Here is a 26,154-nt window from a genome sequence, read left to right as displayed (position 1 = left end):
TCCTCAGCTCGGATCCGGCTGCGGCGCAACCGGATCGGGTTCGATGTAAACGGGGTCGGGGATCGGCTCCAGCCGGCCGATGAAGATGCTGCCGCGCCGGGCCGAGACGCCCTCGGCCACAAGTGCGACGACGAGCATGTCGCCTTCGAGCGCGAGCGCGAATTCCCGGTCACCGACGGTGACGGTGGTGGTCATAGATCCTCTGCTTTCCAGTAGTCCCAGCCGCCGCCGTTGACCCAGGACATGCGCTCGTTGCCGAGGCCCGTGTATCGGTGTCCCGGCCCGGACGGCAGCGCGCCGGCGGTGTCGGTGTAGGCGAATACGTCGGTCCAGCCGCTGCCGGTCCGGCGTTGTGCGGTGTAGATGTTGCCGACCGCTTTGAGCCGCACGACATCTCCGCTCGCGACGGGGGTTTCACCGAAGGCCAGCCCCGTCCAGGTGCCGTCGTTGTACTGGTAGAGCCCCAGTCCCGACTGGATGACGGTGAGCGCCACGAACTTCCGATGATCCGGTGTGGACCGAACGGCGAGCCACGCATTGCGCGCGGTCGGATTGATGACGCGCCCGGAGACCATGTGGTTGTCGTAGTTGAGCCGCTGGGCGTGCAGGTAGCGGCGCACGCCGTCGGTGCCGCCGGCCACCACGAACACACCGCCCGCCACCGTGGCGGGCAGGCTCGACATCTGCGCGAATGCCGCCGGCAGGATGCCGGTGTCGAAGTCCTCGTAGAAGACCAGTTTGGGCGCGGTGTTGCCGATGAGCTTCTTACTCAACGCCACATACGGCACTCCGCTCGACGCGAAGTCAAGCGCCCCGGCGGCGAGACTGGCACCAACCGCCAGCTTCGCCGAGGTGGGGAAGCGAAAGTTGGGCCGGGGCGGCCAGGCGGTGGCCAGGCGCGGCAGGTCCGTGGTGGTAGGGCCCAGCAGTTGGCGCACCGAACCGCCGCCGCACTGGTGGATCCCGACGAAAGCGGTTTCCCCCACATCGAAGACGATCTCCTCGGGAAGTTCCAGCGCTTGCTCGGCGCGGGCGACGGTGATCAGCGGGGTCTGGTTCTCCGACACCCATTCGATGCGGATGTCACCGCCCTCCAGCACACGCCCGACCACGACGTACAACTCGCAGGGCGTCCCGCTGACCGACTCCGGAATGTAAGTGACGATCTTGCGCCCGCCGCTGTAACGACATCGGATGAACGCGCCCTCCATCGCATTGGGCAGCGGCTGGAAGGCAGGCGCGTGCTGTATGTAGAAGATGCGGTCGTTGTAGACGGGGAGGCCCTGCTGTGTGTAGTACCAGATGTACCGGTAGACGTACTGGTTGTATCCCGACTTAGGGGTATCCGAGTAGTTCCACGCACGCGTGGCCAGCATGCTGCGCGGCACCGAGGATTCCTCGGTGAGGTTCATGGTCTCCCAGTACGGCTTGATGGGCAGACCGTCGAGCACCACCTGGACCCGGGAGTTGGTGGACTGCACCGATTCTCCGGTCTCGGCGACGATCTTGTCGACGATGGCCGCCGTGGTCTCGGCGTCCCCCGCGTCCGCGCGAGCCTTCGCCGCCTGCCGCCGCAACTCCTGCGCCCAGCCACGCAGGTCGATCAGGCCACCGGTGAATCCGGTGACCGCATCGCAGAACGCGGCGGCGAATTCGTGCAGCCCGACCCGCACCACAGTCGCCAGGTTGACCGGCACAGCGGCATACGCCCGCACGATCGGCGTGCGCATAGCGGCTTGCGCGGACGTCTTTGTGAGTGCCGCCAAGCGCCTTGGACTCTGAGCACCGGGTGCGGCGCTGTAGGCCCCATCCGGAATCACCGGCTTCGGACTGGTCATGGCGCAACCTCCCGATCGAATCGGCTGCGGTGCGATCGATCCGGGCTCACAGGTCTTCGGCCTTCCATTCGGTCCAGCCGCCGCCGTCGACCCACGAAGAACGCTCGTTGCCCAGCCCGGTGTAGCGGTAGCTGGAACCTTTGGGCAGTGCGTTCGCGGTATCGGTGTGGGTGAGGATCGACGTCCAGGTGCCGGCGATGTTCTTCTCGACTGTGTAGACGTTTCCGACGGCCCTGATCCGCAGCTCGTCGTTGTTGACGACAGGCGTTGCGATCGAGGCAAGCACGGTGGCGGTCTCTGCGGCGGTCCATCGTGTGATGTGCACGGCGGCACTGGTAACGGTCAGTGACACGTACGAGTTGTTGCCCGCGTCGGACCGGATGAACAGTCGCGCGCCCCGGTCGTTGGGGTCGCGAATGCGCCCGGTCACCATCATGTCGTCGTAGTTGAGCTTCTGCCCGTACAGGTAGCGGCGTAACCCGTCGTCCATGCCGTGGACCCGGAAGACGCCATCGCCGCTGATGTAGGCATACCGCGCCGACAGCCGAACCATGGACGTCGGCATGACATTGGAGTCGAAGTTCTCGTAGAACATCAGTCTGATCGGTTCACCGGCTACGGACGCCTTACCGAAGGAGAGATATGGAATCCTTCGGGAGGCGAATGACAAATGGCCTGCCGCGAGCACGGACCCCGCCGTCAGCAGGGACGATGTCGGGAACTCGGCATTGAGCTGTGGTGGCCACACGCTCGGCGGACGCGGAATGTCGGCCGCCTCGATGCCGAGCAGCGGCCGCCGATTCCCGCCGCCGCGCTGGTGAATTCCGATGAACGCGGTCTCACCCTGCTCGAAGACGAGCGCTTCGGGCAGTTCAACGGTGCGCTCCACCCGGCTGCCCGTGATCTCGGGCGTCTGGTTGGGCGACACCCATTCGATCTTGATGTCGCCATTCGGCAGCATCCGTCCGACGATCACGTACAACTCGCACGGTGCGGATACGGCGTCCGGGATGTAGCTGACGACCTTACGGGGGCCGCTGTAGAGGCAGCGGATGAACGCGCCCTCGACCATATTCGCGGGCGGGACGAACGTCGGCACGAAGTTCACGCTCACCGTGTCGCCGGACGTCGCCAGACTCCAGACCGCGCGATGCAGCTCGGTACGCGGAAATGACGCCTCTTCGGTGAGATTCATGGTCTCCCAGTACGGTTTGACCGGAAGACCATCGATCACGACCTGCATCTTCGAGTTGGTGGCCTCGATGATGACCGTCTGGTTGTCGGCAGCCGACTGCGCACCGGACGCGGTCTGCGTGGCCTTCACCGAATCCCGCAGTGCCTGATCGGCATCCGCCCGCAACTGCCGCGCCCAGCCGCTCAAGTTGATCAGACCGCCGGTCGCACCGGTGATCGCATCGCACAGATCGGCTGCGAATTGCTTCACGCCGGAGTCCACGACGCCGCCGAGGTTGATGCCGACATTGCCGTAGGACTTGACAATGCCGCCCGCCATATTCGCCTTGGCGGCGTTCTGTGTCAGCTGCGAGACGCCCCTGATGGGCTTGAGGCCGCCGGGTCCGGTGAACGAATTCTCCGGAACGCGGTGATCGGGGCTGGTCATGGCGCATCCCCTTCGAAGGTTCCGTCTTGCGCCACATCAGGCTGCAACTCCCGAGCATCGATGAGGTGGGCGAGTTCACCCGATGCTTGAAGCTGGTGAATCAGGTTGCGTCGCTCTTCTACGGACAGGTCCGTGACTGAAGGCATCGAGACCTCGGGCGGGCGGGGAGTGCCGATCGGAACCCACGCGCCCGCCTGGGCGAGCCAGTGTTCGCCGTCGGTCGCGGACGGGTGGTATTCCAAGGTCTGCAGTTCGGGGTGGTGACGGAACCCGAGGTCCCACAACCGTTCCGACCACTTGCCGAGTACCTGCTGCGGTACCAGCAGTGGTCCGTTGCGCGGACCTGGGAGGCTGACGAGTGCCCAGAGGTAGGCCTCTTCCGGGTCGTCCTGGTTGCATTCGTGCTGAAGGGGAAGTGGCATTGTGCTCTCCGGTGGTGCTCGAAAGGTTCTCGGCTACATGACGCCGAGCTGCTGAAGGTCGCCCATGATCGAGGAAACGTGGCGCAGCGCCTTGGCGACCGGGTCCTCGCGGGCCTTGTCATCGCCGATGGTGATGCGCCAGGCCGGGGTTACCCCGCGCGACCAGGTCAGTTCCAGCGCTGTCACCTGGTCGACGTAGATCTGACCGCGGGGCATGCCTTCGACGGTGGCGCCGATGCGGTCACCGAGGAAGTAGTGCCCGCGCCCGTTCTCACCGATCAGATACGGTTTGCCATCCGCGACCGTGAGCTTGTGCGAGGTGAATCCACGGGTAGCCCACAGCCCGGCGCGAATAGCGACCAGGGAAGACAGGGTGTAGCCCTTGTCCGCGCCGGATTGGAAGTACTCGAAGTAGTGCGACCAGCCCATTTTGGGTGCTCGCAGTGGCGATTTGAACGACATCCAGGCGAGGATGGTGTCCTCGTACAGCGGTTTGAGGAAGGCGTCCAGTGGCCCGCCCATGGCGGGCAGACTGATGTTCGCACCGGCGCCGATGGATACCGTCGCCGTCAGGTTTCCGATCATCTGCACAATGGCTGAGATGGTCTCGTTCACGCCCGGCATGCTGTGACCGCCGCAGTTGATCTGTACGGCTGTGGCCGGTGTGATGGTGAACTCCGAGGTTTGAATGCCCGTGTACTCCGATTCCCGGTACACCACCCAGGGATTCGACGGCCGCGTACCCAGCCAGTCGGGCCGGTGGTATTCCTCCGGCGCGTTCGGATCGGGCAGGGTGTCTGCTTCCTGCTCGCGGAAGTCGTTCACGAACCGCTGCACGGTGTGCACCAGACCGTCGAGCACCGAACCGCCACCGGAAGTACCGCTGTAGTAGCCGGACTTGTCGACGATGTCGAATACCAGGCACCCGTGGCGCAGCTTCGCACCCGGCCACGGTGGCGGGTCGCCCTCCAGGTAGCGGCGGGTGGTGACCATCAACTGCGCGTCTTCCAAGGTGGTGGAAGCCATGTCGTGCCAGGTCTTCCAGCGCGACGAGAGCACCGTCCAGATGGAGGTGTCGGAGAAGAAGTCGTTCGGCGCGACCACCATGGACCAGGTCGTCTGATCCAGGTTGAACCACTTGGACGGATCGAGCGGGTCATCCGGCAGCGCCCACAGGCTCGCCTCCTTACGGAGGATGTTCAGGAACAGTGAGAGTTTCAGGCACCAGATCGACGGCCCGGCGAGCATGAACACACGCGGGAACTGGAAGGCAGCCGGCAGGAATGGATTGCTCCACGCCTGAATCCACTTCAGCTCCTCGTAGTCGTGCATGAACTGCACGACAACGGTTTTCACGCCGGTGTCGGATTTGCTCAAGGTGGCGGACTTCATGCGGCCGCCCCACCGCGCACCGTCCTTGTCCACGGTGACGTGCACGTTCTGTGTGGTCCGCGCCGAAGCGTTCATGATCCACTTGGCCAGATAGTGCTCGGCCGGCAGCACCAACTGCCCCGTACCGGATTCGTTGAGCAGCCACTTGAAGTCGGCGGAGATCTCCGCGCGGCAAATACCACGCAGATTCCAATCGCCGTCCCACAACCGAATCAACGGTGGCTCGATTCTCAGATCCTTGCGCTTCTGTCTGACTGCGATCGCGTTGTCGTAGATCGCCTCCAGCCGATCCGCGGCCAGCACCTGCCCGAAGTCGCTCACTGCAACCCCCACGGCCGCGACCAATTCCGCGGGCAGCGCACCTGAATGCGGGCCCCCGGTGCGGCTCCGCGCACCGTCACCGGCACCGTCGTCTCGGGTGTCCACGCGGGCACCGAGTGCATGAACATCTTGCCGTTCATACGCGCCCACACCGAGGTGTGATCGGCTGCGACGATCATCTCTTCCATCGGATCGGTGTCGACGGTGATGTCCTGACCCGCCACCAGCGACGGCAGAGTAATAACCCGGTTCTTGTACTCGTCGTCCTTCCAGGAAAAGTCGGGCAGCGTCCAGACACCCGGCGCGGTAGCGACCCACCGCAGCCACAGCGGCTGATCGGTCGGATTCGACACCGGCAGCCACAGCGTCTCCGACTTCCCCTCTTCCCGAGTGTCGGTCGTGGACTCCGCCGCGGCGGTCACATCCTCTTCGACCCACCACGGCACACCTGCCGTGCAGGTCATGGTGACCTGCCCCCACCGCTTCAGATGCGGATCTCGCAACGGCTTGAATTCCGGCTGTTGCGACATCCTCAGATGCAGTGTGCGCGAACCATATTCGGTGGTGACCACCAGTTTGCAGTCACGGTCGTATGCCCACGCCTTCCGCCAGGCGGAATCCACCGATTCCCAACTGGCGCCTGGAGTCTCGAAGATATTGACCCCGAAAACGACATCCCGCTTCTGCCAGTTCGCGCCGCCATAGGTAGCGCCGATCTGAAACGCCGTCGAATTCCAAATGGTAGTGACCGGCGCGTCGTACAACCCGGTCGGAGTCGTCCCCAGCTCGACACCCTCCCGCCCCTGACCGGGACCGGACAGCGTCCACTGCGAGCCGTCGACACCCTCGACTTCGATGGTCGCGGCTTGTGCCATAGCAGGTTCACCTCAGTTCTAGAGATAGATGTCAGGACCAGCGCCCCGCGTAAGACAGCGCCCGCTGCCCCGCATCGCCCTTGTCCTGCAGGAATTGGGCATCCACGCTCGGCGCGGAAATATTGATCGCCAAGGAGCGATCCGTATTGCGCACCCGCCGCCGCCCCGCTCCGGGAAAAGCAGCCGTGGGCACCATCTGCCGCCCGTTCAAGTTGGACACCACACCGGCGTCCTGGCTGATGAGCTGCAACAACGACAGACTCGAGTCGACGAACCCGCCCCCGGAACCGCCCGCGCCGCCGGCGAACCCGCCCGCAGCTAGGAACCGTTCAGCAGGCAACCCGGGCACCGCGGCGGCCTCGACCACAGTTGGACCGACATGCCCACCGTCACGCTTCAAGTTCGAAATAGCTTCCGCACCAATGGACTCCAACCCATCGAACGCGGCACCGGATACAATTCGGTCGAGGAACACCCTCGCAGTAGAGGCATCCAGCACATAATCGGCCAACGCCCCAGCGGAAGCCTCGGCACTGGACCCGATCCCGGCGTAACCACTCCTTCTCGAACGCGAACGACTCGACCCGCCCCCGCGCCCACCGGGGTTCTTGCCCGCAGAATCAGCAACTTCGCCACCAGAACCCGCTGCACCGGCGGGTTGATCGGTACCGCCCCAGGAAAACAACTCTCCCGCAGGCACCTCCACAACCCCACCATCCGCAAATCGCAACGCCGCCCCCGAATTCACCGCCTCCAACAACGGCAAATTCCGCGCGGTAGCAGCCGCATTGACGATGAACTCCCCCTGCGAAGCCATCACAGGAATCACATCATCCCGTGGCCCGCCGGGCCCCACCAACAACCCACCATCGGCCTTCTTCTCCGGGTCCGTAAAACTCCGAATCAGCCGAGCAGCATCATCCCCGAAAAACGGAATCCATTCCTCCGCAAAATCCGCCGCCTTCCGAAATAGACCCTTAACTCCTTCAAGAATCCCATCCCAAACACCATGCAAAGAATCCACAATCCCAGAGAAGAACCCAGCAACTCCATTCACACAGGACTGGAACATCGGCACGATAGTGTCCCGCCAAATCTCCCCAAACCACTGCCCCAGCGGCACCAGAACATTCTGATACAGGCTTTCAACCGCCGCCTTGATAGTGTCCCAGTTCTCAACAACCAGAACGATCCCCGCAATGGCCAACCCTATAGCACCAACAATCGCCCCTAGCGGATTTGCCCGCATCACCATATTCAGTATCTGCTGGCCAATAGCCCAAAGCTGAATAGCAATAGCTGCAGCAGCAAACAGTCCGGATATCCGTTGAACCACCGATACCAGCTTCTGCACATCATCGCTCCGCCATGCCTCAACGATTTCTCGATGCGCGCCTGACACTTCCCCCATCAAGGATGCAAACTTCGCCGAAAGCCCGGAAACAACTCCCGCTATCGCAGTGAATGCAGCAGATGCAACCGAGAAATCGCCTACCGCAGTCGATAATTGCGCCTCCGATGCCATAACCTCAGCGGAAGCATTGGGCGCAGCTAACGCATTCAGGACTGCCAACAGGCCTGCTGACGCTCCGACCACTGCGATACCCCAAGCGACCGGGAGCTTCTTAACCCTGGCTCGTTCCCTGTCGATATCCGCTTTTGAGAGTCGCGGCTTGTAGGGCGGACTGATTGTGTTGATGTCCCCGCCTGTGACGTTGAAGGTGCGCATTTCAACGTATTGAATAGAATCCGGCTTCCGTCGTCGCGGATTACTGCCAGGGACGACAGCGCCGTGCTTGATCCTCGCGTGAACAAGGTGATAGTCGACCGGTATGTTTCCGGTATCTTTCTCGAACTCATCGAGTATATATTTATAACCCTTGGCTATTAGCCTTCTTCTCAGGCCCTTGTCCTTGGAAATCAGGGTTCGAAGATAGAGGCGCGACCCTTGCCTGACAACATGCCAGTCTCCCGCATCGTCTTGGACTATCCTCGTCCCGAGCGTAGGGTGCTTTGATACGCCTCCCTTCGCTTCCACAACTACCAGCTGGCCTTTGATTACCGCGACTATGTCTAAGGTGTCGTTACCACGTCGACCATCCACGAGAATTACGCCGTCGCCACCAGCATCCGCAATCATTCGCTGGACCTCATAGCGCGCCGCAGCTAGTCCGATCTCTTCACTGAAATTGTTAGGCGCTTGACGAGCGTCCCGCGATTTCCGGACTACTGCAGAAAAGTGTTTAACTAGCTCCAGCTTCGCTGGATCGTTCCTATTCAATATCCGAAGTCGGTCGAGCTCAGCCTTGTAATTTTCTTTTAGCTTCGTCGAATTCAGACCTACGAGCCGAGTGGCGAGTTTGATCTCCTTGGAGTAGCGCCGATTGAGCACTAGTCTGGTGTACATAGCCGACGCGCGCTTCCGCAACAGTTCAGCCATACGATCCTGAAGACCTCTGTCACTCAGGATCAGAGACCTCGCTTGAATTGGAGAAACAGCATGCTCATCCACGGAAGTGCGGCCGATCTCAATTCCCGATACGGGCGCGTTTCCTAGTACAGAAAATGTCATTTTGCACCACCATAACAAAATCGCCCAATCGATATCTCGACCGATAGGTCTGGCCATGCCAGAATTACAAACAGAACACTTGACTGCCGCCAAAGGATGCAGAAAATATGCAGGACTATCACATCCGCGCTCGCCCGATTCCTCAAACCTCACCGATAGCGAAGAGATCTGTTCCACGCGCATACAGTCCAGGGCGATAGCCTGCGATGTGGTGCTGGAGCTCTCATCTAGAAAAACTAGATAAGCGAATCTGTCGCAATTTCAATCGACGACTCGGCAGGCGACTCTAACCGGTGAATACAGCAAATTCGCTACACCGCAAGTGGTCGGCGAACATCTACGATGGCCGGTGACTCAAAGGGTTCACCCTCGCATCGACGGCGATCCGATTTCAATCCTCATCCTCGAAGTCATCAAAGAAGGCATCCGACTCTTCCTGCCATTTTTGATAACGGGGATTTACAATATCGATTTGGAGCCACTCGTCGCGAGACTCCGCGAGTATCACCAAGCGGGGGAGATACCATGCAGCCTGGCCGTCTTCATCCGACCACGACGGAGTACCAACTATAGTCGTCAATCGCTCATTCAGTTGCCCAAGAATGGCACGCCTCGATCCGGCATCAAGAGGGCCGATATCGGTGAATATTAGTTGAATATGCAGAACGGATTCTTTCGCTCCGCCGTGCTGTTGAAGAAAACTACGGTCCTTCTCCACAAACGCGATCGGATCATCGAGCTGCAGGTCCGTTACAAGCGTCGCGTCGCGCGTCCGCGGATCTCGCATGCGCCATCCCGCCGCGCTACAAAAGCGAGCGACGTCCTCGTCTTTCCAAGTCCAGTTGAAGGCCTTGGCGACCTCGACTACGCGGACGGCACCTGCGATGTCGGCTTGCATGCTTGGATCCTACTTCCTTCGGCGTGCGAATCGTCAGTCGGCTAAGGCACTTGCGCGATGATGTTCTCCGGACACCCCACACTCAGCTGCTAACGTAGATCACATAAATGTTTGGCATTGCTACTCATCCATTGTCAATCGAAACCTTGACGCAAGGGGACGATCCGATGGCATATTCGATATCGGCTTGCATACCAGATGCAACCTAACTACGCACGCCGAATGCAGTGATGGCGGGGTAGTTTTCAGATGAGTTGTCCCACGCATCCACGACCAAGTCTGCAGGATCGGCCACGCGGTATACATCACGCAGAGCCGTAACCACAGCGTCGGCCATGGCCTCGAATTCCCGGTAGGAAGCAGGCCATCGCAACGAGCGCACCCAGCCCTCGGGGACCCGATCTTCTTCCACTATCGACCAACCGCTGTCGGTCATTGCCGTTCGCTCGGTCCCCGAGGACCGTTGTGCGGAAGGAACACTACCGGCCAACATTCGGCAGGTGAGCCCGAACCAGGTCGGCTCGATATGTGCGACGGCCCGGTCGTCCTTGCGGATTACCAGTATTCCTTCCAAGGGAAGGCTGGTCAGAGTCAATGTCAAAGCCGCCGAGAACTCCGGCCATGTCCGCGGCCGATCCGGCAAGTCGCCCATGTCCTCATCGTCCTCGTACTCGCCATCCGCTTCTTCGTCATTGTCTCGGGACAGATACTCGTCCCACCATTTCTGATAAGTTGGATTGACTATTCTCATTTCCACCGCCTGACCATCCATACGGAGGAAGAGCACTGATGCCGCAGGGGCGAAGGATGCGCCAGTATTCCGCCATCGTGACGTCGAACTCCACGGGAGAGACCAACGAATCTCCGGTTCAGGACCGGGGGAAGGTACCTCCGGCTCGCCCAAGGCTGTGGTGAGCCGATCAGCGAGTTCAGCAAAGGCATCCGTCAGCGACCGATGGTTCTCGGGCAGGGTTCCATCAACATAATCCGTAACACACAGCACCAGTTGCGATACCTGTTGATCAGGCTTGAGATTTCGCTCGAACCATCTACGGCGGTATGTCGCTCGTGCTAGCGGCTCCGCGACGTCAAGCCCCGTCCGAATGGCCGCGCCGCGTTCCCCCGAAGACTCGACATAACTCCAGCCCGCCACGGCACAGAAGCGATGGACGTCATCGATTGACCAGGTCCAGTCAAAACCCGCCACCAGACTGGCGATCCGAACGGCACCCTCGATGTCGGCTTGCATGTGACGGATCCTACTTCCTGTGACCTGTGAGTCCGTTATCAGCAACGGTTGTGACAATGTCGCTCGGACCTGAGTCAGCGCCAACGACTCACGTAGGTGAGGGCTCGCTGGGCTTCCCAGGTTTTCGCCTTCTGGTAGGCGGTATCCACATCCGGCGTAGACATGTGAATGGTTGTCGACTGGTCGACGGTGCCGCCGCTGGAGCCGGTACCGGGCAAAGCCCTGTTCGGCATGAAGAACGGTGCGACCGAGTTGATCAGGGCGCCGGCGTCCTGGTTGATGGCATCCAATAGCGAGCGGTTGGCGTCTGCGGACTTGGCGTTGACGACGAACTCGCCGTCGGAGAGCCAGGCCGGGATCGAATCGCTGATGGACGAACCGGCACCGGATACCGAACCGCCTGCGGCGAGGAACATTTCGGGTGGGAAGTAGGCGAATTGCGTGAACTGGGAGCTGTTCGCGCCCGCCGCCGATCCACCGTACTGGCCGTTGCCGCGGGCTCCGCCCATCTCGAAGTTGACGCCGTTGGGCAGGGTGGCAGCGGTATGTGCGTCTTGGTCGGTGCGGTGGTACCAGCCGATGCTCAGACTTCCGGATGGTCCACGACCTATCTTGGCGCCTCGGGCACGGAGGGCTGCTTCCTCATTGGCTGTGGAGAAGCGAGAGCCGAACGGAGGCCAGCCGGCAACATAGTTGGCCAATGCTGATATCGCCCCTGAGCAATCGCCCCAATTGACTCCGCCCCAGGAGTATTTGGCACCTTCGACGCCTTTGGCGAATTCGATCAGCTGCTGTGCCTTCTCCGACAAGCCGCCGGAGGTCGTCGGCTGCGTCTCCTCGGCACCGGTAGCGCCGGGCTCCTCACCGCCGGTGTCGCCATCCGGGTTTCCCGCCTCGGTGGACTTGGGTTTCGAAGCGTTCTGGAACTTCTCGTCTACCAGGTTCTTGCCTTGCGCGACTGCCTGGAAGAGGTACGGAACCCTGTCGACCCCGAAGACTCCCAGCGCATCGCCGAGCATGCCGGACAGGAAATTGCCTGCAGCGCTGGCAAGTCCGGTCTTGGCGGTATTCGTGATCCAGTCCATGTCCTGGATTTCGTCACCGTCGTCCTCTGGCGCCTTCCCGCTCGAGCCGAAGAAGAACTGGCCGACTGCGGTTTGCCCGAGATCACCTACCAGCGAAGACCACTGGGAATGGACAACGCCGCCATCGGCAAATTTCGGTACCGCACCGGAATTGATCGACTCCAGCAGTGGCATGTTCTTCGACGTCGCGGCAGCGTTCACAATGTACTCGCCATTGGAGGCCAGCACCGGGATCACGTCATCGCGTGGGCCGCCGGGCCCCTGAAGGATGCCGCCGTCTGCCTTTTTGTCCGGTGAGGCGAAGGACTGCAGACTCGCAGCGATGTCCTTGGTGCTGAAGCCCATGAAACTGATGTCGGGCAGCTTGCCTACCAGGTTCGCGATGATGCCGACGACACCTCTGATCTTGTCGACGATGCCGTCCCAAACACCGCCCACGGCGGTACCCATACCGGAGAAGAACCCCGTGACGCTCTCGACGCTGGTCTTGAACATCGGGACGACAGTGCCGCTCCAGATATCGGAGAACCACTTGCCGACCGGAGTCAGGACGTTCTTGTACACCCAGTCGAAGGCCACCTTGACCTTGTCCCAGTTCTGCACGAGCAGCGTGATGGCGCTGATCGCCAGGCCGATCGTGGTGACGATCATGCCCAGTGGGTTCTGCTTCATGGCCGAGTTCAGATTCTTCTGAGCCCCGGTCATGCTCTTGGTCGCGGTGGCCGCATTCTTCTGCGCGCCAGCAGATTTGGAGAGCTCACCGGAGAACTTCTTGAATCCATCCGAGGAACCCTTGACTGCTTCGGTCGACTTCTTCATAGCCGCCGTCGACGCATTGGCAGCTTCCGACGACTTCCTCATCGCTTCAGCGGAAGCGTTTGCCGCAGCAGCGGGTGACTGCTGACCCGGCTTGCCGGCACCCGGAGAGCCCGCTGGTGGCTGGCTGGGTTTGGCTTGGGGTCCTTGCCTGTTCGCGGCTACGGCCGAAGCACCGCCGACCGGCGCATCACCCGCAGGACCACCACCGGTAGTCTCAAGCATGCCTGCCGCCAGATCCGGCGCCTGATCCAGCATCTCCTGTGCGACGGCCCCCGGGCTGCCCATCGCTGCGGCGAACTGGGGCACCATTCCTGCCATCGTCCCGACGCCGCCCAGCAGCGCGCCCGCGCCACCGGCCATTCGCCCGGCCTTGCCGGCAATATTCCTAGCGCCACCGATTACTCCGGCTTTCGCTTTGTCGGCGATATTCCCCAGGCGATTCGGCTTCTTCACTTGGCTTCGATGGGGGGTTCCAGGACCGAACCCCGGACTCTGTCGAGACGGTGGGGAAGGTGCCTCTGCAGGCGACTCCAAGGCCCGTTGCTGCACCCAATTCAGTGCCTCCGGATCCACCGAGTCGGGAAGTTCGGTTCTGCTCTTAGGAGGTCGCTTCGAGATCTCCTCAACCCCAGGTGGCACCGATACTTGCTTTGTACGCTCTGCTTGAAGATGTTTGACTGCATCTTTGTAAGGTGCCGAGCCATCGGGTTGCTCCGGGGTGTCGAATTCGTCCAATGCACCTGAGCGGTTCAGCCTGTACAGCGGATGGTTTTCCGACTTGGCTTGGAAGCTCTCCGGTGTATGAAACTGCACTTCGAACTTGTCGCCAGTTTCGGGATTCTTCCACCACGAGTGGTAGCCCTTGTAGGCCGGATCGGCCCACAGGTTACTTTCCCCGTCCTGCTTGAAACCGCGTTCCTTTAATTCAGCTTTCGCCGACTTAGTACCCGCCGAGTATTGATCCTCAGGAAATGTAAATGTATAGCGATTGAGATCTTCAACGCGCTTCAGGAACCGCTGCGGATCGATACCATCCTGCGCAGCAGAGGCTACCTTCCTTCGAAGAGAGTCCAGATCCTTCAGCGATTTGTCAAGCCCTTCGAGCTGCGCTCCATACGCAGCTAGCCCCGACTGGACGCCAACCATCGTCGCATCAAGCTGTCCGCGTTGTTCAGCAGCCCGCTTCCAACGGTCAGAAGTCAACTGATTATCGGCGGCACTGAGAGACAGGTTGTGTTCATTCTTGGCAGGGTCACCTCGCCACGCACCAATACTAGGCTTATCGGCCATTCGAATAACCAATCAATAATTGAATCCGAAAGAGAGGAGTTACGGATCCTGTACGATAAAGTCGATCAAGAAGGGGGGATTGCAGCGTCTCCCAGAAGCACAAGGCGCCATGACGGCAATGCCGTCATGGCGCGCTAAAAAACAGATGAGATAGAGCTCTAGAAGTTCTACCGATCGCGTTCTATTCCCATACTAGTTGCATCCTTCACGCCGTAGACTTCCTCGATAATGTCGTTGGCTCGTTCTCGGGTGATTTCGACAAGAAGAGGAGGCTGGGTGTCGTATGGAAATATGAATCGTTCTATCTCACCGCTACGCCACCATTTATTATCACGCCCAAAGTACTCGTCGAGAACGCCTTCCGGACTGGATCGGCGACGAACAACAGATTCCGGCCCCCCGCCCTCGTCGTACTCCCATTCACTCGCATAGTAGGCCCAGTATCGTACCCAATACTGGCGGTTCGCTGCTCGACGTTCCGCCTCTTCGCCATCGATCCAAACCAGACCATGGCGCTCGGGATCACCGGCGAAAGGTGAATCGTGCCATTGCCAGTCGACCAGTGAATAATATTCCCATTGGCCGCCCGTGCAACGCCACATAGCAGCCGGACGGTCAACAGAATAGGGAGCTATGATATCGCCTGCGACCCCCAGGCTACCCGTCTTAACGTAGTACTCGCGCCCTCGATCACTCACCTTTACCTCCTTGCGAAATTGGGCTACCAAGCAAAAGATACGCTATTGCGAATGTGTATCATCACCGCGTCCTTCTCCAGAGCTTACTTCGGTTGATTTGTCATCCGAGCCATCGTCGGGAGGCAATATCGAGAACGTATCGATGAGTTTCTGCATGGACTTCATTCGCTGTCCCTCCCGCACCAAGTCCAGTGCGGTCACAGGTCGAGGCATTGGCCTTGCCTGCGGCGGGTCCGCTCCGGCCGCCGCGATCACCGCAGCCTGCACGCCCTGGAGACCGTCGATGATAGTTAGCAGTAGGTACGTATCGAGGGTATAGCCATCGGGAGTCGGGGCGTCGGCTTCAGCGGGTACATCGTCGCCTTCGAGAGCCAGCAGTTGTTCGGCTAGCTCCATGTCCATCGCCAACGACGTCTTGTACTGCGACCCACGCGGCAGGCGATCCTTGAACCGCCAGATCGTGCGCCAGTCGCGGGTGCGTAGTTCGGTGGGCCCGAAGCATTCTCGGACGTCGATGCCGCGTTCCAGTAGGTCGTAGTCGAGTGCGGCACCGAAACGGTCCCAGAACTCTACGAGCCCTCGGATCCCCCCGGCAGCGCCGCAGAACCCTCGCCGAAGAAGTGGGCGTAGAGATCTTCCTGGAAGGCGATCCACTCGTCGATGGGGCGATCGTCGAAGAGGGCTTCGACAGCTTCGTGCTGGTCGCCGAGAATGATGGCGAGTTGCGCTTCCTCGTCCTGGGTTTCGCGCAGCGCCTTCGCCTGACGGCGGGTCATGGGCTGGATGGCGATATCGCTGGTGAGGAAGTAGGGGCCGCGGCGTTTGCGCGAGAGTTCCTGCTGGATCTCGTAGAAGCGGCCCTCATCGCTGATCGCGGGAGCTGCGGACTGGGTTGCCTTGCGGGGCGTTGCCATTGGGATCTCCGGTTGGTTCATGTGAGGCCCGTCGCGATGACAGACCTGCGACTTCGAGGGGGCGCGAACGGACCGAGATGGTCCTGCCGAATATCCCTGCGCCAGTATTGATCCGGCACAGGGACGTCGACGATCCGCTGCGTCGGGCTACTTCTGCTTCGACTTGGCGGCGACGGGGACGACCTGGCGATGGCCGTGAGCGAACACCGCGTTGACGTACGCGGTGGCGTCATGGACCAGGTACTCGTTCTCACCGTCGGTCATGGTGACGGGGAATTCGGTGGGAATTACGGACATGATGACCTGTCTCTTCTCTCCGGTGCAGGTTCACGAAAGTGTGGGTGCGGGCCGTGACCGGAGACGCACGGCGCGCACCCACGTCAGGGGCGCTCGGATCAGGCCGAGGCGGTGGCGATGCCGGTCTTGGCCAGCAGCTTCTTCCAGCCCGCGCCGCCGAAACCGTGGGCGACGGAGTAGCCGGCGGTGTCGTCCTTGAACGCGGTCAGGGTCAGCTTCTGAGACATGATGTTCGTGGCCATCCACTGCTCACCGGCATACTTGGTGACGGCGACCTTCGGCATGACCTTGAAGACGTAGATCGGGGCGGCGTCGTTGCCATCCTTGGCGATGACGATGGCCGAGTAATAGGTGATCTGCTCCGAGGACGGCTGCGCGAAACGCACCTCACCGGAAGCGGCATCGGCCTTGACCTGCTCGAGGTTCGCGTTGGTGGTCAACGCCAGGGTGGTGGCGGTGATCTGCTGCGGCTCGAACTCGATGGTGGTGGTATCGCTGGTGATGTCGTTGCGCACCGGCTCCAGCTCACCGTAGGACTCGATCGGAGCGGCAGTCACATTGCGAGCGAACGCGATACCGGCCTTCTTGTCGATCAGGCCAACCGACTTGTAGGCCGCAGGCAGGGTCTGCAGGGCACCCGCAGCGTCGGTGAACGCTGCCGGGACGGCCGTGTACCAGGGCGCCAGGAACACCGCCGCATCGAGCGGCTTCAGCAGCAGTTCGCGCTGTGCGTCCTTGAGTGCCATCAGACTGGTGGCAGGCATGGAATCTCCATTCGTTGAATAGTGTTGTGCCAGTGGTTCACTGGCGACGGGCGTGCAGCGTGAACCCGAGTTCGACCAGCTGATGGGTCGGGTCCAGATTCGGCAGATCCGCCGTGCCCTGGCTGCGCTGCAGGGTGGGCGGGAAGTACTTCACCTCGGTGACCTGGGATTCCTCGGCCCAGTCGATGAGCACTCCGTTCACCGGTTTTCCGGGCGCGGAAAGCAGCGCTTCCCGGGCCCGGGCGGCCAGTTGCTGGGCGGCGTCGCGATTTTGGCCGACTGCCACGACACGAACCTTCGCGGTGTAGGTGATCGCGTTGACGTCCGTACCGCCACTCATCGTGCGAACCCATAGGAATGGCAGTGCTGACTGGATTTGGTCGCCGGTGGACGGCAGTACCGCCAGCACGGTGGAGATCGGCGTGAACAGGTCGATCATGAAGTGCTCGAAGTCCGGGAATTCGCCCGGTGTCGGATAGGGGGCGGTCATGATGTCACCTGGACGTCGACGCTCAACGTGCCGGAATTGGCAATGCGGTCGATCTCGGCGTCGCCATCGTCGTGTGCGGTCAAGATCTGCTCCATGGGGTTGGATGAGATTTTCGGTACGAACGGCACCCGTCCCCGAGTGGGTTTGGGACGGGGTAGTAGCCGCCGAATAGGAGCGCTCTGGTCGCCCTTTCAGACGTTCTCCGCGGTGGTGGCGGTGACTGGTTCGTGGGTGTAATGGATGTGCCGCCAACCCGCCTTCGCATCGTGGATACGGCCCAGTGGGACACCGTTGACACCGGAAAGATCGATAGGATCGAGATCACCCGACATAACGCGCACGTGCTCTACCGTTGCGCCGGCGACCGGGTTGTAGGTGACATAGATCTCGGAATCGAAGAAGTCACCGACGACACGGATCTCGTCGATCGACACCAAGCCCGGCACATAGAAGTCGACCTCGCCGAAAAGTGATCCGGTGACTACGAGAGTGCGCTTGGGCTGCTGCGCGGCAGTGCCTTCCACCCGATAACCGACGTAGCGGTCGGAGCCACCAATGAGCGCCAATCGGCCGAGGGGGATCACCGTATCGGTCGGGGAGGGCACGGTCAGGACCGGCACGATCGGCTCCACTTGGGCGACGAATTCGACGGTCGACACAGTGGCGGCGTGGTCAGTGTCGTATTGGACGTACACCTTCGACAGGCCGTACCAGGTGGGATCCTCCAGCGGCTCGATCTTCTCGATGCGCACGAATCCCGGAATGTGAAGCGGCTTGCCCCAGAATGGACTAATAAGCAGGACAGACGTACGGATTGTCATGTGTGACAATACCTTTCAGATCTTATTTTTGTGCCGCGTACATGCGGTCCTCCGGAGACCGGTCCGCTGCCACCAGTTCGCTCGTAGAGTGCCGGGCAGTCCATAGAGGACTCCCGGCATCGATGCCTACTTCGGCAGATCAGGAATCTCGGTGTCGGTCGCCTCGGCGTGCGCCTTCAGATTCTCCAACAGAGCATCAACCCGCTTGAAGTCCAAGTACTCCGCCTGCGGGTTCGTCTTGAGCCACTGGATTTCGGCGCGGATCTTCACCACCAGATCACGCACGTAGGCGATCTGATCGCCGATGGAGTTGATCTTTTCCTGGACAGTCATGTTCATCCTTTCGATTTCGAGACGGGAGCGGGCGCCCCACGTAGCCCGAATTTGTATGCCGGAAGGCCAATCCGGGTTTACAAGGCACTGGAATACGTTCTCTGTCAGCGGCTTTCAAGCTTGTCCAGCCGCGCGATCACCTCGGCGAGCGCGTCGACGACCGTCCGGTCGTCCAGCTGCGGCCAGCCGCCGTACTCCCCGGTATCGCGTTGGCCCAGGCCGCACAGTTGTTCGCGGATGTCTTTGACATCGCCGCCGATCGGTCCGCAGAAATCAGCGATGAAATCGGTGATCTGCCGGACTTCCGCTGCGCTCATGGGCGCATCCTTTCCATCGATGAAACCCTGAACGTCACGACGGAACTCGTCCATATCGATACCGGCAGGGTCGATCTTGCCTTCGCTGCTGTACTCGCGATGCGCCACGCAATCCGCGGCGGTGCGGCCCAGACGGGCCAAGATGGCAGCGCAGCCACGCTTGTAGGCATCCAGTTGTGCTGGGGTCCAATCGGTTCCGTCGCCGCGGGAGACGGCTTCGATTCCGATGACGTGATAGTTGGCGTTATTGGTCGGCCAGCCGGGCCAGGAACCGCGGCCGGCATGCCAGCACACGCCGGCGGCGATGACGCGGTAGGTGCCGTCACGTTCCAGGACCAGCTGCGCCAGTGGTCCTTCCAGGTCGGGGCGGCCGTACTGGACTATGCGCCAGTCATTGGCGCCGCCGCCGGCGGTGTGGTGGCAGAGCACGCCGCGGATATCGGCGAAATCGCCGTGTCCGCGGTCGCGCCAGCCGTCATGTTCGATGACCCGCAATCCGGCTTCACGCAATACATCCGCTAGCCAGAACGGATCTCCAGTCCAAGACATGCCGAGATCAACTTCCGTTCAAGAGATTACGACGGATTGCGATCCGGGAATTTGTTCACCGGGAAGTCGGGGTCGAACAGGCCCTTCTTCTTCACCCAGATGAAAAGGTCGTCACTAACGAACGGAACCGCGTTGGGCAGACCTGAAACGCTGGTCGGAAACGGATAGGGGTTCGGGTTGCCCGGAAAACCCGAGTCCGGTTCATTGCCCACCCGGATCAGCCAAGGCTCCGTGCCCGCGGCAGGCTCCTCTTCGCCGGTCACGCTGTTCTTGACGCTCCAATACATTCCGATAGCGTCCTTGCGCGGCGGAACCCCGATACCACCACGGCTGGTGGGTAGCGCCCAAACGAATGTCGCGCCGACCGGCACTTCAATCGTGCTCCATTCGCTCAAGGGCGCGACGGTGATTCGAACCATTCTCGTCATTTGATTCTCCTTCGTGAATTTCGCCGGGGTTTGGGGGTCCCGCCCCCGGAGAGGGGAGGATCGGGGGCGGGACCGTTGCGCCCCTAGCGCTGCGACCGTGTCTGCGACCGCGGACCACCTGCGGGAGACGGGCGCGCGAGGGGCGGGCATGTGGCTGGCTCTGAACCCGCGTTGTACCTAGTGAGAGGTTTCGGGGGCCGGCCACATGGGCTGCGAAACGGCGGTGGGCCGTTAGATTTCTTCTTCGAGGGTGGCGGGGATCTTGTAACTCGCCTGCGGAGGTTCTTGACCGGGGACGTGCAGCCTGAGGAAGCCGAGCAGTTCATCGATATGGCGTTGCAGGGCGCGGATCAGGCGGATGGCGTCGCGGAAGCGGCGCTGGTCGTCGGCGGCTTGATCTTCGAGGGCGGCGACGCGTTCGCGGAGTTTGGTTACTTCACGTGCCTGCCAGGCGGTTACGGCGCCGATTACGGTTGCGACTGCGACTCCCATGGCTTGCACGAGATCCGGGTTGAGCCATGAATGCATTCAGGCCTCACCGTCCGCGGGCTGGACCGGAGTCACCGCCGGTCTGATGAGTGCGCCAGCGATCAGCGGAGTGATGAGTCCGTAGATGGTGAGCGCTATGTCGATCCAATCGGTGTTCACTTGGTGACCGACGGCGAATGCGATGACTCCGGTAATGGCGACGAGAACGGATCTCACCAGAGCGGGCTCGGGAACCCTGTTGATACGCATGATGTTTCCTTCCGACAACGCCGCGGTCCCCGATTGCCGCTCTGGAAGCAGAGACCGCGGGTGAATTACAGGACCAGCGGGGCCAGAGTTGCCAGAAGCTGGATGACGAGACCACCGATGTGGATCAACTGGTCGACTGTGAGACCGAAAACCATTGCTGGTCCTCCTGATTCGAGAGGCACGTGTGCTGAAACGGCAGAACCCCCGATCCGTGCGCGGATCGAGGGTTCTGGTAAACACGATTCGGGTTGGCAAACGAGGCTGAAACCCGATGCCGGAGTGATTGTTTCCCGCTATTTCGGGATGAAGGCGCAACTGTGGCGCTGCAGATAGCTTCACTTAAGCGAAGCGGAATGTCAACACCCATCCTGAAGATTCATGAAAGATGCAGGTCGAAGCGTCGGAGGCACCGATGTCGCCACGTGCTGTTAGCTTTGCGAAGCGCCGCAAGCCCTTTGCGGCGGGAAAGAAGCAAAACGTATGCAGCTCAAGAGGTTCACGGTGGCGGCGGTGCTCACCGCGGCTGTGACAGGGATCGCCAGCGGCACTGCAAGTGCCACACCGCAGGCACCGGAGATGGCGCCGATATCCCTGCAAGGCACCGATCACGGTGTCGCCTTCACGATTTCGCAGTCCCCGGATCTTCAGGACATCACGGTGGTCCTGGACGGCGGGCGATTCACGGCAACCGACACCGGCATCGCCGTGGCCGACAGGAACGGTGCGCGGATCGGCGAGATCCCATTCAGCGTCACCACACCCAACGGCACCGTCGCCCTCTCTGCCACAGTCGATCAGTCCGGGACCGAACTCACCGCCAAGCCGATCGACCGGTGGCTCTCGCAACGGCAGCTCAACGCCGAGATCGGGGCCGGCATCGGCGGCACCATCGGCTTCGTCCTCGGAAGCTTTCTGGGACTGTTCGGACTGATCGGCATGGGCGTGCTCGCCATCATCACGATTCCGGTCGGCATGATCGCCGGCGGGCTCATCGGCGCCGGAATCGGTGGGGCCATCGGCGCGTCCCTCCCCGCATCGGATGAGCCCAATATCTTCGAATACCACTGCGGCGGGCCCGGGCTGCCTCGCTGCTGACCCTGCTACCCGAACAGTCTGGTGCGAGGGTCGTAGAAACGGGAAAGTCCCGGCCCGCGAATCGCGGGCCGGGACCTGTTGTCTCGTATTCCCTTGTCGAGTCCGAGATGCCGGATGGTCACGGCGTCCAGCTCGATCAGCTCCTCACCTGCGGCCAGGGTCGGGAACAATGCAGCCGTTGTCGATCAACGACTCGAAGGCTGCCGCCTTCCGCGGGCAGAGGTTGGCGGGGCACTCGCGGTGGAGGCGCATGATCTCGTGTGCCTCACTGGGTGTGGGCGATGTGTCCGGAGCCTCGTGGGACGACATTTCGATGAGTTGCGAGAGCGTGAAAGTCATCTGGGTTCACCGCCTTTCGGACACGTGACGGATGACTGCCGCGCTGGGCCGGCGAGGTCCTTCGGGTGCGGACAGGATGGGCGAGGTGCGCGTCCAGTACTTCGCCCACCGCGAACTGCTCGGGCCAATCCATTGCCCAGGGGCCGGGGATGGGGTGGACCTTGCCCGCATCGCGCAGGGTTTGGATGCGGCGGACCGTGAGGGTGCGGAAGGGCTCGCCCAATTGTTTGGCGAGAGTGGCGATTCCGGAGGCGTTCAGGCGGGCGCGGCGGGCGGCGGCCACTGCGTTCGGGTTGATGGTGATCCGCTCGGGTTGGGGGCAGACGATGGCTTCGGCGGCTTCGAATGCGGCGCGGATTTCGGCGGGGGCGGATTCGACGCCTTCGGTCATGGCGAAGGCGATCAGGTTTTGCTCGAGCCAGCGGGCCAGGGTGCCGGTGGAGGGGTGGCCGGGGTAGGTGGTGGCGCGTTGTTCGCAGATCAGGCGAACCCAGCCGACCAGGATGGCGTGGAGGTGGTCGCGGACCTTGGCGGCGCCCGGACTGAAGGGGAGGGGCTGGTCGCTGGTTCGGGTGTTGAGGCGGAAGTTGGGGTCGCTCAGGCGGGCGTGGCCGGCTACCGAGTCCTCGAGATCTTCGGCGAGTGACGGGATTTCGCGGAGCAGGGCGGAGAGGTCGCGGATTTCGTCGTGGGTCAGGAACAGGTGGGGCTCGTCATGCGACATCAGGCGACCTCTCGGTTGATCGTTTCGGCGAGGCGGGCGGCGTGGCCGTGGCGGACGTAGTCGGTGGTGTGGCGGCCGTCGGTGAGGTAGCCGCGGGCGTAGGCGAGGGCGCCGGACCAGGCGGACCAGTTCTTGGGGGCCCACCAGCGCTGCATGCGGCGGTGCAGGACGGTGTCGAGCATGTTCTGGCCCCAGCGGAGGGACGCTTCGGGGTCGGAGAGGCAGAAGTAGCGGGAGAGGTCGGCTACCAGGCGGAGGGCGTTGCCGGCAGGGAGGGCGGTAATGGGGTCACCGGGGGCGGCGGACCAGAAGGCAGGGATATCGGCGATCCAGCGTTGGCCGGCTATGCCGTAGCCGCCCGGGTCGGGGCCGACGCATTGACCGGCCGGACGTAGCGGGTCGGCGATCAAGGCGCAGGCGGCTACCTCCAGCTCCGGCCACAGGCCGCGGCCGATGTCGGCGGCCACATCGCCAGCGATGGCCGCGCCTTGGGAATAGCCCGCTACCACAACACGATTGGGCGATTCCGCGATTGCTTCGAGCAGCGCGGCCTTCCCCGCCGCGCTGCTCTCGGCGTAGGGGACCTCGCGGCCGTAGTCCGCGGGGTAGGGGACCATGCGCGGGGCGAAGCGGCCGTGGTCGAGGGTGCGGGCAAACGTATCGGTCACGGGCTCGCCGTGGGGCGCCCAGGTGCCGCCAACGATCAGAACGTCGATCACGGTGCCACGCTCCGATCACGCCGGGGGCGTGGCCCACATGCGACAGAGTGGCGGCGAGAGTCAGCACCCAGCTCATCCGAAGGCAGGTCAGCGGCGGGGAACCGGGCGATCCGGCCGAGGCTCCGACTCACAAACAAGTCCATACGGCTCACAGTAAGGTCCGTTTGGACTTCATTCAAGTCCAAACGGACCTCTTACTGGCTGATTATCTGGAGCCCCTCCAGAGCAGGTCGGCATTACCGCAGGTGGTTGCGTGAATTCCGTTCGGACCTCAGAATGGTCCGTATGGAATTCCAGAACCTCCACGACGGAATCAATCGCGCCGTGGGCGAGGAGCTCCTTGCCGCCCGCGGTCGGCGCAGGATGACCAGGCCACAGCTGGCGGCCGCGTCCGGCTTGGCGGTCAGTACGATCCAGCGCTTCGAAAACGGGGAGCGCTCACCCGATATGCATCAGCTCTTCGCCCTGTGCGAGGCGCTCGGCATTTCGCCGGTCGAGTTCATGCGGCAAGCCGTCCAGCTCGTCGAGGGTCAGCGGTAGCAGCTCCGCCAGGTTCCAGTCCAGCACCTTCGACGCCACGAACAGATCTGCGATCGTCGCCCGGCCCCACATCACTCGCTCCGCCACCTCGGCGCCCGCTCGCGCGGCCACGACCTCGATGGCGGCGGTGTCGAAAATCCGAGCGAACCACATTGTGAGCGCATTCGCAGACACAGCGGTAACCCCTCCACATCATTTGAGATTCCCCCGGGCGGCCCGAAGCCGCAATGAACCCCGCCCCACGGTCACTCGGTCAGCGACTCGATCATTGTCTAGTGCCGGCACTCACGATCAGCGGCGCAGGCGCACCAGCCGGAGGGGTGTCGTATGGCCGTCGGGAAACGCATTGGCCGTGGGCCGCAAGGATGGTCGGCAGTATGTACGCACACTGCGGCCCTGGGTTGCCAGAACTCGCAACGCCCACGGCAGGGCGGTTGATCTCTCCACGGCGTCAGGCTACAACAACCATTGCAAATTGCATACAATAGTTGAGGTAATGGCTGGTCAGCGCGCACGCAGGCCGGCGACGAACGCGGCAACCTTGCTCAGATCATCGTCCGACAAGCCCGAGAGATCGACGACGGGCTCGGTGCGACGACGCGGGGCCGCACCGCGGGCCGGCGCGTGCAGTCCGGCTCTGCGCAGGAGCGGAAGCGGATCCATTCCGACCGCCTCGGCCATGGCTTCCAGTGTGCGAGCGGTGGTTCGGGTCGCGACCTTCCCGTCATCCTTGTACTGTGCACCGAGTTCGACCTGAGTCCACAGACTGACGCTGATCCCAGCCGCACGCGCCGCGGCGTCGCGAGACAAGCCCTTGGCCTGCCGGGCGTCCCGGATCGCCTCACTGACCTCTCTCGGTACCAGCGCGCTCTGACGACTGCTCATGCAAAGAATATACACTGCGACCTACACCCGCACATCGGCATTGTGCGCGTCCCGCACGTCGCGGCGCTCACCCTTCTCACCGCTCCGAACAGCGAAAATTCTCTCGATCCGGGGTCATTCAGGCTCCCTACCCAGTGATGTTCCACAATCCAGGGCCACTTACCGGGGATAGACATATTGCATGCAACTTGCTAGGCTGCCTCAGCGGTACGCGATGACGTCGGCAATCGCGGATCGCAGCGCCTCCGACACCTTCCGACGTACCGGAAGGGGTTTCGCGTCCGTCCAGATACAGCTGACCGGAAGGGGATAGCCTCCGGCCTCGGTCCAGTCGAGACGATCGACGGCCTCGGCGGGCAAGGTGCGCCGTTCGGCGCGGGACAGCCGCCGTAGCCGGTGGCGAACGGTATCCGGATTGACCCGCAGGTGGTCGGCTATATCCTCGATTCGGGTATAGCGCGCGAGCGCTTCCCCGAGGTCACCGATCGGAATCAGATTGCGGCAGGCCAAGTCGTAGACGCCGAGTTCGGCCGCCAGCCGTGATTCACGCCGCATGCGCGCTCTGCGGACGACCTCCGAATGTTCCAGCTGCGCGTGCGCCAGCGCGTGCGCCAGCGCTTCGCGGCGATCCACCGCGGGCAGCTCGGCCGACAGCATTATTGCCCGGTACGTGGGTTCCCAAATGACTATCGATGCCTGAAAGGGGAGTGCATCGATGCGGATATCGAGTTTTGCGGCGTGGGTGCGGGCATCGTACCCACTAGCGGCCTTGCGGCGGGGCATGATGCCGACACCTCGTTCGATAGTCTTTCATATCATCGGAATTCGTTGTGCTGCACTGCAATCCGGCGTGCCCCGACGCCACCGAATGGCCGCGGCAACTATCCCTGTGCGGCCAAGAAGTGGTCGATCAAACCCACATCGTGCCGACTCAGGTCCGAAAGATAGCCGAACTTGGGGATTGCGCTCCGCTCCTCGGCGGCATTGCTGTCGAGATCGAACTGCTTCGTGCCCGATTCCGGGGTGAGACCACCGTCGGACTCCTCGGGTGTCAGCGGGTCGAAATCGAAGGTCATGAATCCACTCTAACAACCCGTTTCCTGGGCTAACGGCGCGGTCGA

General features: G+C 62.0%; 30 protein-coding genes. 2 read left to right on the top strand and 28 right to left on the bottom strand.

Annotation, left to right across the window (positions count from 1 at the left end; genetic code table 11):
• Positions 1-3: 3 nt before the first annotated feature.
• The 22 genes from ACYQ5L_RS00750 to ACYQ5L_RS00645 form a co-directional block, all read right to left on the bottom strand.
• Complete coding sequence (locus tag ACYQ5L_RS00750) at positions 4-195, bottom strand: hypothetical protein (RefSeq protein WP_459954897.1); 192 nt, start codon at positions 193-195, stop codon at positions 4-6.
• Positions 192-1,838 carry a hypothetical protein gene (locus tag ACYQ5L_RS00745; protein WP_459954896.1) on the bottom strand — a complete coding sequence of 549 codons (1,647 nt, stop codon included), beginning with the start codon at positions 1,836-1,838 and terminating at the stop codon, positions 192-194. The genes ACYQ5L_RS00750 and ACYQ5L_RS00745 overlap by 4 nt, the downstream gene beginning before the upstream one ends.
• 46 nt (positions 1,839-1,884) lie before the next feature.
• Entirely contained in the window at positions 1,885-3,459 is a 1,575-nt protein-coding gene (locus ACYQ5L_RS00740) for a hypothetical protein (protein WP_459954895.1), read from the bottom strand.
• The gene (locus ACYQ5L_RS00735; RefSeq protein WP_459954894.1) at positions 3,456-3,881 is read right to left on the bottom strand and encodes a phage gene 29 protein family protein; all 426 of its coding nucleotides are present in this window, start codon (positions 3,879-3,881) and stop codon (positions 3,456-3,458) included. Before ACYQ5L_RS00735 ends, ACYQ5L_RS00740 begins: the two co-directional genes overlap by 4 nt.
• A gap of 33 nt (positions 3,882-3,914) precedes the next feature.
• Entirely contained in the window at positions 3,915-5,594 is a 1,680-nt protein-coding gene (locus ACYQ5L_RS00730; protein WP_459954893.1) for a Gp37-like protein, read from the bottom strand.
• On the bottom strand, positions 5,591-6,469 hold the full coding sequence (locus tag ACYQ5L_RS00725; protein ID WP_459954892.1) for a phage tail protein: 879 nt from the start codon (positions 6,467-6,469) through the stop codon (positions 5,591-5,593). Before ACYQ5L_RS00725 ends, ACYQ5L_RS00730 begins: the two co-directional genes overlap by 4 nt.
• Positions 6,470-6,500: 31 nt before the next feature.
• A complete protein-coding gene (locus tag ACYQ5L_RS00720) occupies positions 6,501-9,041 on the bottom strand; it encodes a hypothetical protein (protein WP_459954891.1) in 2,541 nt (846 codons plus the stop codon).
• A gap of 391 nt (positions 9,042-9,432) precedes the next feature.
• Entirely contained in the window at positions 9,433-9,939 is a 507-nt protein-coding gene (locus ACYQ5L_RS00715; RefSeq protein WP_459954890.1) for a DUF6301 family protein, read from the bottom strand.
• A 205-nt stretch (positions 9,940-10,144) separates the two neighbouring features.
• Positions 10,145-11,188 carry a DUF6301 family protein gene (locus ACYQ5L_RS00710; RefSeq protein WP_459954889.1) on the bottom strand — a complete coding sequence of 348 codons (1,044 nt, stop codon included), beginning with the start codon at positions 11,186-11,188 and terminating at the stop codon, positions 10,145-10,147.
• A 74-nt stretch (positions 11,189-11,262) separates the two neighbouring features.
• Positions 11,263-14,382, bottom strand: coding sequence for a phage tail tape measure protein (locus ACYQ5L_RS00705; protein ID WP_459954888.1), 3,120 nt, complete (start codon positions 14,380-14,382; stop codon positions 11,263-11,265).
• A gap of 167 nt (positions 14,383-14,549) precedes the next feature.
• Positions 14,550-15,080 carry a hypothetical protein gene (locus ACYQ5L_RS00700; protein WP_459954887.1) on the bottom strand — a complete coding sequence of 177 codons (531 nt, stop codon included), beginning with the start codon at positions 15,078-15,080 and terminating at the stop codon, positions 14,550-14,552.
• 42 nt (positions 15,081-15,122) lie between these two features.
• A complete protein-coding gene (locus tag ACYQ5L_RS00695; protein WP_459954886.1) occupies positions 15,123-15,488 on the bottom strand; it encodes a hypothetical protein in 366 nt (121 codons plus the stop codon).
• Between the two features lie 161 nt (positions 15,489-15,649).
• Positions 15,650-15,994 carry a hypothetical protein gene (locus ACYQ5L_RS00690; protein ID WP_459954885.1) on the bottom strand — a complete coding sequence of 115 codons (345 nt, stop codon included), beginning with the start codon at positions 15,992-15,994 and terminating at the stop codon, positions 15,650-15,652.
• Between the two features lie 147 nt (positions 15,995-16,141).
• A complete protein-coding gene (locus ACYQ5L_RS00685) occupies positions 16,142-16,291 on the bottom strand; it encodes a hypothetical protein (RefSeq protein ID WP_459954884.1) in 150 nt (49 codons plus the stop codon).
• A 98-nt stretch (positions 16,292-16,389) separates the two neighbouring features.
• Positions 16,390-17,055 (bottom strand): phage tail tube protein, encoded by a 666-nt coding sequence (locus tag ACYQ5L_RS00680; RefSeq protein WP_459954883.1) that lies wholly within the window; start codon positions 17,053-17,055, stop codon positions 16,390-16,392.
• A 37-nt stretch (positions 17,056-17,092) separates the two neighbouring features.
• Complete coding sequence (locus tag ACYQ5L_RS00675; protein WP_459954882.1) at positions 17,093-17,545, bottom strand: phage tail termination protein; 453 nt, start codon at positions 17,543-17,545, stop codon at positions 17,093-17,095.
• Between the two features lie 191 nt (positions 17,546-17,736).
• Positions 17,737-18,366 (bottom strand): hypothetical protein, encoded by a 630-nt coding sequence (locus ACYQ5L_RS00670; protein WP_459954881.1) that lies wholly within the window; start codon positions 18,364-18,366, stop codon positions 17,737-17,739.
• A 126-nt stretch (positions 18,367-18,492) separates the two neighbouring features.
• Entirely contained in the window at positions 18,493-18,699 is a 207-nt protein-coding gene (locus tag ACYQ5L_RS00665; protein ID WP_459954880.1) for a hypothetical protein, read from the bottom strand.
• A gap of 104 nt (positions 18,700-18,803) precedes the next feature.
• A complete protein-coding gene (locus ACYQ5L_RS00660; protein WP_459954879.1) occupies positions 18,804-19,565 on the bottom strand; it encodes a peptidoglycan recognition protein family protein in 762 nt (253 codons plus the stop codon).
• Between the two features lie 26 nt (positions 19,566-19,591).
• Positions 19,592-19,993 carry a hypothetical protein gene (locus ACYQ5L_RS00655; RefSeq protein WP_459954878.1) on the bottom strand — a complete coding sequence of 134 codons (402 nt, stop codon included), beginning with the start codon at positions 19,991-19,993 and terminating at the stop codon, positions 19,592-19,594.
• A gap of 231 nt (positions 19,994-20,224) precedes the next feature.
• Positions 20,225-20,485, bottom strand: coding sequence for a hypothetical protein (locus ACYQ5L_RS00650; protein WP_459954877.1), 261 nt, complete (start codon positions 20,483-20,485; stop codon positions 20,225-20,227).
• A 36-nt stretch (positions 20,486-20,521) separates the two neighbouring features.
• Entirely contained in the window at positions 20,522-20,731 is a 210-nt protein-coding gene (locus ACYQ5L_RS00645) for a hypothetical protein (RefSeq protein WP_459954876.1), read from the bottom strand.
• A gap of 480 nt (positions 20,732-21,211) precedes the next feature.
• On the opposite strand from ACYQ5L_RS00645, the gene ACYQ5L_RS00640 reads away from it, so the two are divergent.
• The gene (locus tag ACYQ5L_RS00640) at positions 21,212-21,826 is read left to right on the top strand and encodes a DUF8020 domain-containing protein (RefSeq protein ID WP_459954875.1); all 615 of its coding nucleotides are present in this window, start codon (positions 21,212-21,214) and stop codon (positions 21,824-21,826) included.
• A 265-nt stretch (positions 21,827-22,091) separates the two neighbouring features.
• Here ACYQ5L_RS00640 and ACYQ5L_RS00635 read toward each other — a convergent pair whose 3' ends face one another.
• The gene (locus ACYQ5L_RS00635; RefSeq protein ID WP_459954874.1) at positions 22,092-22,889 is read right to left on the bottom strand and encodes a hypothetical protein; all 798 of its coding nucleotides are present in this window, start codon (positions 22,887-22,889) and stop codon (positions 22,092-22,094) included.
• Positions 22,889-23,608 carry a cutinase family protein gene (locus ACYQ5L_RS00630; protein ID WP_459954873.1) on the bottom strand — a complete coding sequence of 240 codons (720 nt, stop codon included), beginning with the start codon at positions 23,606-23,608 and terminating at the stop codon, positions 22,889-22,891. Before ACYQ5L_RS00630 ends, ACYQ5L_RS00635 begins: the two co-directional genes overlap by 1 nt.
• 276 nt (positions 23,609-23,884) lie before the next feature.
• Between ACYQ5L_RS00630 and ACYQ5L_RS00625 the strand changes: the two genes are divergently transcribed.
• Positions 23,885-24,148 carry a helix-turn-helix domain-containing protein gene (locus ACYQ5L_RS00625; RefSeq protein ID WP_379193948.1) on the top strand — a complete coding sequence of 88 codons (264 nt, stop codon included), beginning with the start codon at positions 23,885-23,887 and terminating at the stop codon, positions 24,146-24,148.
• On the opposite strand, the gene ACYQ5L_RS00620 is transcribed toward ACYQ5L_RS00625, so the two are convergent.
• From ACYQ5L_RS00620 to ACYQ5L_RS00605, 4 genes are all read right to left on the bottom strand, one after another.
• The gene (locus ACYQ5L_RS00620) at positions 24,047-24,301 is read right to left on the bottom strand and encodes a hypothetical protein (protein WP_459963681.1); all 255 of its coding nucleotides are present in this window, start codon (positions 24,299-24,301) and stop codon (positions 24,047-24,049) included. The genes ACYQ5L_RS00625 and ACYQ5L_RS00620 overlap by 102 nt on opposite strands.
• A 351-nt stretch (positions 24,302-24,652) precedes the next feature.
• Positions 24,653-25,033, bottom strand: a complete 381-nt coding sequence (locus tag ACYQ5L_RS00615) for a helix-turn-helix domain-containing protein (protein ID WP_459954872.1) — start codon at positions 25,031-25,033, stop codon at positions 24,653-24,655.
• A 201-nt stretch (positions 25,034-25,234) separates the two neighbouring features.
• Complete coding sequence (locus tag ACYQ5L_RS00610) at positions 25,235-25,816, bottom strand: ImmA/IrrE family metallo-endopeptidase (RefSeq protein ID WP_459954871.1); 582 nt, start codon at positions 25,814-25,816, stop codon at positions 25,235-25,237.
• Between the two features lie 98 nt (positions 25,817-25,914).
• Positions 25,915-26,109: a hypothetical protein gene (locus tag ACYQ5L_RS00605; protein WP_459954870.1), complete on the bottom strand. Its 195-nt coding sequence runs from the start codon at positions 26,107-26,109 to the stop codon at positions 25,915-25,917.
• Positions 26,110-26,154: the final 45 nt, after the last annotated feature.

The organism is Nocardia sp. IFM 10818, from assembly GCF_054655275.1.
The sequence above is the reverse complement of the archived record's forward strand: the minus strand, read 5'-3'. Positions and strand labels throughout refer to the sequence as shown.